Source organism: Streptomyces sp. MUSC 14 (genome assembly GCF_001866675.1).
Taxonomy (GTDB): domain Bacteria; phylum Actinomycetota; class Actinomycetes; order Streptomycetales; family Streptomycetaceae; genus Streptomyces.
In genome coordinates this window covers 78,894-89,663 of the sequence record NZ_MLYN01000037.1, presented here as the reverse complement: position 1 = coordinate 89,663, position 10,770 = coordinate 78,894, and the positions used below count along the sequence as shown (strand labels likewise).

Below are 10,770 nucleotides of genomic sequence, written 5' to 3'. Positions count from 1 at the left end.
TGGCGATCCAGGAGGGCTGGGGACAGCAGCCTGTGATGCGGCTGCTCTCCCCAGCCCTGCCTCATGCCCGGCAAGGGCACGCGTGCGTACGGCCGGTCAGCCGCGTGCTCCGAGCAGGTGGTCCATCGCCAGTTGATCGAGGCGCTCAAAGGCCATCCCGCGGGCGGCCACGGCCGTCGCATCGAAGTTTTCGAAGGCCGTACGGTCGGCGAGCAGGGCCTGAAGACCGTCGGCCGCGGTCGGCTGGGCCAGCTGGTCCAGACGCGAAGCGCGCAGTGCCTCCCGGACCTCCGGATCGGCCCGGAAGGCGGCCGCTCGCTCCTTCAGTATCAGGTAGTTGCGCATGCAGCCCGCGGCCGACGCCCACACGCCGTCCAGGTCCTCGGTCCGCGGCGGCTTGAAGTCGAAGTGGCGCGGCCCCTCGTAACCGGCACTCTCCAGCAGGTCGACCAGCCAGAACGCCGCCCGCAGGTCACCGGCGCCGAACCGCAGATCCTGGTCGTACTTGATACCGGACTGACCGTTGAGGTCGATGTGGAACAGCTTGCCCGCCCACAGAGCCTGCGCGATGCCGTGTGGAAAGTTCAGGCCGGCCATCTGCTCGTGCCCGACCTCGGGGTTGACGCCGTACAGCTCGGGGCGCTCCAGGCGCTCGATGAAGGCCAACGCGTGGCCGACGGTCGGCAGCAGGATGTCTCCGCGGGGCTCGTTCGGCTTGGGTTCGATGGCGAAGCGGAGGTCGTAGCCCTGCGCGGTGACGTACTCGCCCAGCAGGTCGAAGGCCTCCTTCATACGGTCCAGGGCGGCACGCACGTCCTTGGCGGCGCCCGACTCGGCTCCCTCGCGCCCGCCCCAGGCGACATAGGTCTTCGCGCCCAGTTCGACCGCGAGGTCGATGTTGCGGATGGTCTTGCGCAGTGCGTAGCGGCGCACGTCGCGGTCGTTGGCGGTGAAGGCGCCGTCCTTGAACACGGGATGTGTGAACAGGTTCGTGGTGGCCATCGGGACGGTCATACCGGTGGTGTCCAGAGCCTGGCGGAAGCGCTTGATGTGCGATTCGCGCTCGGTGTCCGAGGCGCCGAAGGGGATCAGATCGTCGTCGTGGAAGGTCACCCCGTGGGCGCCCAGCTCGGCCAGTCGCTGGACCGTCTCGACCGGGTCGAGGGCGCGGCGGGTGGCGTCGCCGAACGGGTCCCTTCCCTGCCAGCCGACGGTCCACAGGCCGAAGGTGAACCTGTCGTCGGGGGTGGGCTGGTAGCTCATGCCGCGGCTCCCTTGCTGCGTACGACTATTTCGTCATGGCCGTTTACAAATTAGTATGCGCACGCACCTCTGGGAAGAGACAAGATGCAGATACCGCACAGCCGCGGAGGAGGAAAGACCGATGTCAGCAGCCGAGGGTCCGCTCGTCGTCGGCGTGGACACATCCACCCAGTCCACGAAGGCACTGGTCGTCGACACGTCGACGGGGCAGGTGGTGGCGAGGGGCCAGGCGCCGCACACCGTGTCTTCCGGTGCGGGCCGCGAGAGTGATCCGCGTCAGTGGTGGGACGCGCTGTGCGAGGCGTTGCGCCAGTGCGGTGACGCGGCGCACGAGGCCGCAGCGGTGTCGATCGGCGGCCAGCAGCACGGCCTGGTCACCCTGGATGAACGCGGCGAGCCGGTGCGTCCCGCACTGCTGTGGAACGACGTCCGCTCGGCTCCGCAGGCCCGCCGGCTGATGGAGGAACTGGGCGGGCCGAAGGCCTGGGCGGAGCGCACCGGCAGCGTGCCCGGCGCGTCGTTCACGGTCACCAAATGGGCGTGGCTGGCCGAGCACGAGCCGCAGGCGGTGCGCGCCACGCGTGCTGTGCGGCTTCCCCACGACTACCTCACCGAGCGCTTGACGGGACAGGGCACGACGGACCGCGGCGACGCCTCGGGAACCGGCTGGTGGGCGTCCGGGACGGAAGGCTACGACGAGGAGACCCTCGTGCACATCGGACTCGACCCGGCGCTGCTGCCCCGCGTGGTGCGCCCGGGCGAGGTGGCCGGCACCGTGCGCGACAGGCACGACCTGCCGTTCTCCAAGGGCACGCTGGTCGCCGCGGGGACCGGCGACAACGCGGCCGCAGCACTGGGACTCGGCCTGCGGCCGGGCACCCCGGTGCTCAGCCTCGGCACGTCCGGCACGGTGTACGCCGTCTCCCGGCGCCGCCCGGCCGACCCGACCGGCACGGTGGCGGGCTTCGCGGACGCGCGCGGGGACTGGCTGCCACTGGCGTGCACCTTGAACTGCACGCTCGCCGTCGACCGCGTCGCGGCCCTGCTGGGCCTGGAGCGGGACGCCGTCGAGCCCGGCGGCTCCGCGACGCTGCTGCCGTATCTGGACGGCGAGCGCACCCCGAGCCTGCCGCACGCCTCCGGGCTGCTGCACGGACTGCGCCACGACACGACCGGAGGACAGCTGCTCCAGGCCGCGTACGACGGCGCCGTGCACGCGCTGCTCGGCGCCCTCGACCTGGTCCTGGACCCGGACGCGGACCGCAGCACCCCGCTGCTGCTGATCGGTGGCGGAGCCCGCGGGACGGCCTGGCAGCAGACGGTACTGCGACTGTCCGGACGGCCGGTCCAGGTGCCCGAGGCACGGGAACTGGTCGCCCTCGGAGCCGCCGCACAGGCCGCGGGGCTGCTCACCGGCGAGGACCCGGCCGCGGTGGCACGCCGCTGGAACACAGCGGCGGGTCCGGTGCTGGAGGCGGTGGAGCGGGACGAGGCGACGCTGGAACGGATCACCGGGGTACTCTCCGACGCGGCCCCACTGCTGGAGCGGGGGACGGACACCGGGCCGCAGGCGTGACGCCGGGCGGCGGACAGCGAGGATCGACGCAGGCATGACCCCACCGCTGCACGACGCCCGCCCGTCGGGCTCCGGGCGCACCCTGCCGGACACCCAGCAGGGCATGCGCCGGCGCAATCTGGCCCGCGTGATGCACGCCGTCAGCGCCGAGGGATCACTGTCGCGGGCCGCGGTCGCCTCGCGCATCGGGCTGACCCGGGCCGCCGTGTCGACGCTGGTGGACGAGCTGATCCGCTGGGGGCTGCTGGAGGAGCTGGGGCCGGAGCGGCCTGGCCGGGTGGGCAGGCCCGGGTCGGCACTCGCGGTGAGCGGCCGCGGTCCGGCGGGGATCGGCGCCGAGATCGGCGTCGACCACCTCGCGGTGTGCGCGGTCGATCTGCGCGGCACGGTCCGCGCCCGGGCCGTGCGACGCGGGGCGAACCGGGGCCGGGCGCCCGAGGCCGTGGCGGCGGAACTGACGGAGCTGGCCCGCCGGGTCGTCGCGGAGGCGCAGCGCGAGGAACTCTGGCCGGCCGGGCTCGCCGTGGCCGTCCCCGGACTCGTGGCCAGGGACGGCCGTACGGTCGTGCGCGCCCCGAACCTCGACTGGCACGACACCGACGTCGGCACCCTGCTGCCCGGCGAATGGCCGCTCACCGTGGACAACGAGGCGAACTACGGTGCCCTCGCCGAGCTGTGGCTCGGTGCGGACACCCCGCATGACTTCCTGCATGTGTCCGCCGAGATCGGCATCGGTGCCGCGGTCGTCGTGGACGGCGGGCTGCTGCGCGGCACCCGGGGCTTCGCGGGCGAGCTGGGCCACATACCCGTACGACCGGACGGACCGCCCTGCCCGTGCGGCGGCCGTGGCTGCCTGGAGCAGTACGCCGGCGAAGAGGCGGTGCTGCGCGCGGCCGGACTGGAACCGCGCGAGGACCGGGTGGGCCTGCTCGCAGGGCGCGCCGAGGACGGCGACGAGCGCGTAAGGGCGGCTCTGCGGGATGCTGGAGCGGCGCTCGGCATCGCGCTGACCGGAGCGGTGAACCTGCTCGACCCCGAGACGGTGGTCCTGGGCGGTGCGCTGGCCGGCCTCTCTCCCTGGCTGCTGCCGTCCCTGGAAGCGGAACTGACGGGCCGTACGGCGGGCCCGGCCTGCCCGGTGACCGTCTCCCGGCTGGGGCCGGAGGGCCCCTTGCTGGGTGCGGCGCACTCGGTCGTCCGCTCCGTGCTGGACGATCCGGCCGTGGTGGCCGAGTGGTCCTGACCGTCTCGGCACCGTGTGAGCGCCGTCGTGGCGGTCTCCCCGACCAGGACTCACCCGGTCGAGTGACGGAGTTTTCCACAGGCGGCAGCCTGTCCACGGATCCGCTGCGGGCCCTTCTGCGCGACCCGTCCGCGCCGTACCGTGATTCACGCGAGGCGCTGCCGACGAACCGTCATGGGTCGTGGTGGGCAGGCAAGATGACGGCACTTCACACAGGTCGGGTGGCAGCGGGCTGACACGTATCGGGGGACACGCATGCACGAGGAGAGGACCGAGGCGCTGCGGCGCGACGCCATCGGGTTGCGCGAGGTGCTGTTCCAGAGCGTCACGGCGATGGCACCGGCCGCCGCGGTGGCCGCGTCGATTCCGTCCGGCGCCGCCTTCGCGGGTGGCAGTCTGCCGCTGGCGGTGCTGATCGCGCTTGTGGCCTGCCTGTTCACGGCATCGTGCGTGGCCGAGCTGGCCCGGGAGTTACCGGCGGCGGGCTCGGTCGCCACCTATGCGGCACGGGGGCTGCACCCGGCCGTCGGCTTCCTCGTCGGCTGGGGCTACGTCTTCGTGGAGGCGCTGGTCCCGCCCCTGCTGCTGTTGCAACTGGGCTTCACGGCAGCCGGCACGCTGCACGAGGAGTGGCCCTCGTGGCCGGCCGACCTCTGGTGGCCGTGGTCGCTGGCCGGTGCGGCCGTGATCGCCGTCGCCGGATACCTCGGCGTCCGGGCCTCGGCCCGCTTCGGGACGGTCCTCGGTGTCTTCGAGATCCTCGTCTTCCTCGTGTTCGCGTCCCTGCTCATCGGCAAGGCGGGCAGCGCCAACACCCTGTCGGTGTTCGGGACTTCGCACACCGCCGACGGGTACCCGGGATTCAGCGGTGTGTTCGCCGGATCCGTCTACACGGTGCTGGCCTTCGCCGGGTTCGAGGCGGCGGCGCCGCTCGCCGAGGAAACGCGTGATCCCCGGCGGACGATGCACCGCGCGGTGCTCGGAGCGGCTCTCGGGATCGGTCTGTTCTACGTGATCACGACCTATGCGATGACGGTCTACTACGGCCCGGACCGCTTCACGAAGTTCGGCGCCTCGGGCGAGGCCTCCTGGGACGGCGTCGCCCGGGCCTCCTTCGGCCTCTTCTGGGTGCTGGTGTTCCTTGCGGTGATCAACTCCACGATCGCCAACGCCAACGCGTGCGCCAACGTCTCGACCCGCACGGCCTTCGCCCTGGCCCGTATCCGGGTCCTGCCCGGACTGCTCGCCACGCTCCATCCCCGGCACCGCTCCCCCGTGGCCGGTATCGCGGTGCAGACCGTCGTGGCGGTCGGGGCCGTACTGGGGCTCGGCTTGGCGTACGACCCGGTGACCGCGTTCCTGCTCCTCGCCACGGTGATCGTCACGGTCGTCGTCGGCGTCTACATCGTCGTGAACCTCGCCTGCGCCGGCTATTTCCTGCGGTCCGGCCGAGCCGTGCTCAAACCGGTGCGTCATCTGCTGTTCCCGGTACTGGGCATCGTGGCGTTCGTCCCGGCCCTGCTGACGGCCGCCGGCCTCCCGGCGTTCGACTTCGTGACCACGCTCAAGCCGCCGGTGTCCTACGCCGGCCCGGTCGTCGGCGCCTGGATAGGGGCTGGCGTCGTGGTACTGATCCTGCTGATACGGCGGCACCCGGAGCGCATAGCCGAGACCGCGCGGGTGCACCTCGACCAGTACGCCCCGGCAGGCCAACGGCAGGACGGGACCGTGTCCGGCTGACCACCACCGGCCCGCCCGGCAGCCGAGCGGGCCGACGCCCCAGAAGGCCTCCGTTCCCCGACCGCTCCTGCCAGAAGGGACCACCTCACGATGACCGACCCCCGTATCCTCACCGTACGCCCGGAACCGGACCAGTACGCCTGGACGTTCGGCGGCGCGGCGCCCGTCGCGCGGATCGCGCCCGGCACCGTGCTCGACCTGTTCACCGAGGACTGCTTCGCCGGCCGGGTCCGCTCCGAGAAGGACCTCGTCTCCGAGGTCTGCGAGTTCCCCTACCTCAATCCACAGACCGGCCCCTTCCACGTCGAGCGCGCCGAGCCCGGCGACACCGTGGCCGTGCACTTCGTGTCGATCGAACCGGCCCGCGACTGGGCCGCCTCGACGACGGTCCCGCTGTTCGGCGCCCTCACCTCCACGCACACCACGGCCACGCTTCAGCCCCCGCTGGAGGAGCGGGTCTGGATCTGGCAGTTGGACCGAACGCGGCGCACCGCCCTGTTCCAGGCACGCGACAGCGACATCCAAGTGGAACTGCCCATGGACCCGATGCACGGCACGGTGGGCGTGGCCCCCGCCAATCTCGAAGTGCGCTCGGCCCTCGTCCCGGACGCACACGGCGGGAACATGGACACGCCCGAGATGCGGGCGGGCGTCACCTGCTACCTGGGGGTCAACGTCGAGGGAGCACTGCTCAGTCTCGGCGACGGCCATGCGCGGCAGGGTGAGGGCGAGACCTGCGGGGTGGCCGTGGAGTGCGCGATGAACACGGTCGTGATCGTGGATCTCCTCAAGGGCGTCACCACACCATGGCCCCGGCTGGAGTCGGACACTCACATCATCTCAACGGGCTCGGCCCGCCCGCTGGAGGACGCGTTCCGGATATCGCAGCTCGACCTGGTGCAGTGGCTCGCGCGCGACTACGGGTTCAGTGAGCCGGACGCGTATCAATTCGCAACCCAGGCCGTCGAGTCACCGTTGGCCAACGTATGCGACACGAACTACACGTGCGTGGCCAAGCTCCGTAAGGAGTGGCTGCCCGCGCGCGAGACGTACCGGGGCGTGCACGCACGGCTGCGCGAGACCGCTCGGACACTGCGCGGCTGACACCGGCGCCACCCCTCCCGGCGTCGTCCCCGTCTCCCGAGCCCGCCCCTTCCCGTCCCCTCCCCCACCCTCCACGACGCTTGAAAGGCACCTGCCCATGGACATGGACCCGACCGGTTCGGTACAACCGGAAGAACCAGCCGGATCGGCACCCTCAGCGCACCCGACCCCCTCACACCTCACGAGGCGGAGGCTCCTGAAGGGCGCTGCGCTGGCCGCCGTGCCCTACGCACTGCTCCCGGACCCGCGGGCGGGTGCAGAGACCGAGGCCGTCGACTACCCGCCCGCCGAGTGGCAGCCGGCGAGCAGCTCCAACTACACGGCGTCCGACCGCCCGGGCAGCTATGCGATCGACCGTGTGATCATCCACGTCACACAGGAGACGTACACCAACACACTGGGGATCTTCGCCAACGCGCAGAAGAAGGTGTCCGCGCACTATCTGGTCCGCTCGGCGGACGGGCACATCGCGCAGTGCGTGCACGAGGCCGACATCGCCTGGCACGCGGGCAACTGGGACTACAACACGCGCAGCATCGGCATCGAGCACGAAGGCTGGGTGGACCAGCCCGCCTATTTCACCGACGCTCTCTACCAGGAGTCGGCCAAGCTCACCGCGGCGGTCTGCGACAAGCACGGCATCCTCAAGGACCGGGAGCACATCATCGGCCACTACGAGGTGCCGGGCACCGATCACACCGACCCGGGACCCTACTGGGACTGGGTCCGCTACATCCGCCTCGTCAATTTCGCCTAGCGGCCGACCGGCCGAAACGGAACGCCGAGCGCCACAGCCCGCCGCAGAGAGGAGCCGCAGGGCAGACACGGTCACCGCCGACGCCAAGCCGAACCGAGGTCGAACAGGTTGTCCGCACGAACACTGCGAGTGACGATGGTCCCAGCCGTATCCGCACCCTTTCATCGTCCGGGGAGGCCGAGTTGACCGATCCGTGGGTGGCCCTGGAGCCGGGGGCCGACCCCGCCGAGCGGGTCCGTGTGCTGCGCCGGGCGCACGAGACGTTCACCACGGCGGGTACGGTGCCCGGTCCGGTGCGGTCGGTGGTCGCCGAGTCGTGGCGCCGCAGCGCCCGGGCGGGGGTCGGGCCGGACGGCACCGCCAGCGTGGAGCTGACCGACGGCGACCTCGGCGCCTATCGCGCGGAACACCCGCTGGCGCGGGTGATGCCGCTGTTCCGGGAGCTGATGGGCACCTTCGCCGCGGACGGTGAGCATCTGCTGGCGGTGTGCGACGCGCATGGCAGGCTGCTGTGGGTGGAGGGGCACCGGGCGACCCGGCGCCGGGCGGACGGGATGAACTTCGTGCCGGGGGCGCGCTGGTCGGAGACGGCGGTCGGCACGAACGCGCCCGGGACCGCGGTCGCCGTGGACCGGCCGGTGCAGGTGTTCGCGGCGGAGCACTTCATACGCCGGGTGCAGCCGTGGACCTGCGCGGCCGCCCCGGTGCACGATCCACGTACCGGCCGGGTGCTGGGCGCCGTGGACATCACCGGCGGTGACGGGCTCGCTCATCCGCACAGTCTCGGGTTCGTGCACGCGGTGGCGCGCGCGGCGGAGGCTCAGCTCGCGCTGCTCACGCCACCGCCCAGCACCACGGACATCCCGATGCTCAGCGCTCTGGGCCGGGACGAGGCCGAACTCGTCCTGGACGGCCGCCGGACGCGGCTGAGCCGCCGGCACAGCGAGATGGTCGTGCTGCTGGCCCGGCATCCGGAGGGGCTGAGCGGTGACGAGCTGCTGTGCGCGCTGTACGCGGACGAGTCGGTCACACCGGTGACGCTGCGGGCCGAACTGGCTCGACTGCGCAGGCTGTTGGGGCCGGGGTTGCTCGCCTCGCGGCCGTACCGGTTCACGGCGGCGGTCGAGTCGGACGTCACCGTGGTGGAGCGACGGCTGGAGGCGGGGGCGGTCACGGCGGCGGCGGAGGCGTACTGCGGCCCGCTGCTGCCCGGTTCACAGGCACCGGCGATCGTACGGCTGCGGGAGCGGATATCCGACGGGCTGCGCACGGCACTGATCGCGCACCGCGACCCTGACCTGCTGGCGGACTGGGCGAACGCGCCCTGGGGGGAGGAGGACCTGGTGGTGTGGCGGGCGCTCGCCGCGGTGCGGCCCACGGCCACGGTGCGGGCCCGGCTCGCCGCGCTGGAAGCCGAGCTGACGGCTCCGGCCGGTCCGTCACCGGGGCGGACCGGCGGCGCAACGTACTTGCAACGTCCGCCCGCCTAGCCTCGGGCCGACAGCTGCCCAACGGCGGGCAGCGCTGCACCAGGAGGCAGACCAGCATGACTCGTTACGCGGCGCCGGGCACCGAGGGCGCGATCGTCTCCTACCAGGCGCGCTATGACCACTTCATCGGCGGGGAGTACGTCCCGCCGGTGCGCGGGCAGTACTTCGAGAATCCGTCGCCGGTCAACGGGCAGCCGTTCACCGAGGTCGCGCGCGGTACCGCGGAGGACGTGGAGCGGGCACTGGACGCGGCGCACGAGGCCGCGCCCGCGTGGGGCCGTACGTCGGCGGCGGAGCGCAGCGACATCCTGCTGAAGATCGCCGACCGTATGGCGGCGCATCTGGAGCCGCTGGCGGTGGCGGAGAGCTGGGAGAACGGCAAGCCGGTCCGCGAGACGCTGGCGGCGGACATCCCGCTGGCGATCGATCACTTCCGGTACTTCGCGGGGGCGATCCGGGCGCAGGAGGGGTCGCTCAGCGAGATCGACGACGACACGGTGGCGTACCACTTCCACGAGCCGCTCGGCGTCGTCGCGCAGATCATCCCGTGGAACTTCCCGATCCTGATGGCGACCTGGAAGCTGGCGCCGGCACTCGCCGCGGGCAACGCGGTCGTCCTCAAGCCGGCCGAGCAGACCCCGGCGTCCATCCACTACTGGGTCAGTCTGATCGCGGACCTGCTGCCGCCGGGCGTGCTGAACATCGTCAACGGCTTCGGCGTCGAGGCGGGCAAGCCGCTGGCGTCCAGCCCGCGAGTGGCGAAGGTGGCGTTCACCGGGGAGACCACGACGGGGCGGCTGATCATGCAGTACGCCTCCGAGAACATCAAGCCGGTCACGCTCGAACTGGGCGGCAAGTCGCCGAACATCTTCTTCGACGACGTGTGGACGCATGACGACGACTTCCGTGACAAGGCGCTCGAAGGCTTCACCATGTTCGCGCTCAACCAGGGCGAGGTGTGCACCTGCCCGTCCCGTGCGCTGATCCAGCGCGGCCATTACGCCGACTTCCTCCAGGCGGCGGTCGAACGCACGAAGCAGATCAAGCACGGTCACCCGCTCGACACCGACACGATGATCGGCGCCCAGGCCTCCAACGATCAGTTGGAGAAGATCCTCTCCTACCTCGACATCGGCCGGCAGGAAGGCGCGAAGGTCCTGACGGGCGGCGAGCGCATCGAGTACGACGGCGAACTGAAGGGCGGATACTACGTCCAACCGACCATCTTCGAGGGCGACAACCGCATGCGGATCTTCCAGGAGGAGATCTTCGGCCCGGTCGTCTCGGTGGCCTCGTTCGACGACTTCGACGATGCGATCAAGATCGCGAACGACACGCTGTACGGGCTGGGTGCGGGCGTGTGGACCCGGGACGCCAACACCGCGTACCGAGCGGGCCGCGCGATCCAGGCGGGCCGGGTGTGGACCAACTGCTACCACGCCTACCCGGCGCACGCCGCGTTCGGCGGGTACAAGCAGTCGGGGATCGGCCGCGAGACGCACAAGATGATGCTGGAGCACTACCAGCAGACCAAGAATCTTCTGTGCAGCTACTCCCCCAAGAAACTCGGTTTCTTCTAGAGCGATCAAATCGGGTG

Annotated in this window: 8 protein-coding genes; 7 read left to right on the top strand and 1 reads right to left on the bottom strand. The window is 71.4% G+C overall.

The features are described from left to right. Positions 1 to 96: 96 nt before the first annotated feature. The gene (xylA, locus tag BIV25_RS23785; RefSeq protein WP_071374425.1) at positions 97 to 1,263 is read right to left on the bottom strand and encodes a xylose isomerase; all 1,167 of its coding nucleotides are present in this window, start codon (positions 1,261 to 1,263) and stop codon (positions 97 to 99) included. A gap of 121 nt (positions 1,264 to 1,384) precedes the next feature. Between xylA and xylB the strand changes: the two genes are divergently transcribed. From xylB to adh, 7 genes are all read left to right on the top strand, one after another. Then, positions 1,385 to 2,839: a xylulokinase gene (gene xylB, locus BIV25_RS23780; protein WP_071374424.1), complete on the top strand. Its 1,455-nt coding sequence runs from the start codon at positions 1,385 to 1,387 to the stop codon at positions 2,837 to 2,839. Positions 2,840 to 2,873: 34 nt separating this feature from the next. Continuing rightward, entirely contained in the window at positions 2,874 to 4,082 is a 1,209-nt protein-coding gene (locus BIV25_RS23775) for an ROK family transcriptional regulator (RefSeq protein WP_071374423.1), read from the top strand. A gap of 255 nt (positions 4,083 to 4,337) precedes the next feature. After that, the gene (locus tag BIV25_RS23770) at positions 4,338 to 5,822 is read left to right on the top strand and encodes an APC family permease (RefSeq protein ID WP_071374422.1); all 1,485 of its coding nucleotides are present in this window, start codon (positions 4,338 to 4,340) and stop codon (positions 5,820 to 5,822) included. 90 nt (positions 5,823 to 5,912) lie between these two features. Next, a complete protein-coding gene (locus BIV25_RS23765; RefSeq protein WP_071374421.1) occupies positions 5,913 to 6,926 on the top strand; it encodes an acetamidase/formamidase family protein in 1,014 nt (337 codons plus the stop codon). A gap of 103 nt (positions 6,927 to 7,029) precedes the next feature. After that, positions 7,030 to 7,683 carry an N-acetylmuramoyl-L-alanine amidase gene (locus BIV25_RS23760; RefSeq protein ID WP_079176863.1) on the top strand — a complete coding sequence of 218 codons (654 nt, stop codon included), beginning with the start codon at positions 7,030 to 7,032 and terminating at the stop codon, positions 7,681 to 7,683. Between the two features lie 182 nt (positions 7,684 to 7,865). Further along, complete coding sequence (locus tag BIV25_RS23755) at positions 7,866 to 9,173, top strand: GAF domain-containing protein (RefSeq protein WP_071374420.1); 1,308 nt, start codon at positions 7,866 to 7,868, stop codon at positions 9,171 to 9,173. Positions 9,174 to 9,229: 56 nt separating this feature from the next. Next, positions 9,230 to 10,753, top strand: a complete 1,524-nt coding sequence (gene adh, locus BIV25_RS23750; RefSeq protein ID WP_071374419.1) for an aldehyde dehydrogenase — start codon at positions 9,230 to 9,232, stop codon at positions 10,751 to 10,753. Positions 10,754 to 10,770: the final 17 nt, after the last annotated feature.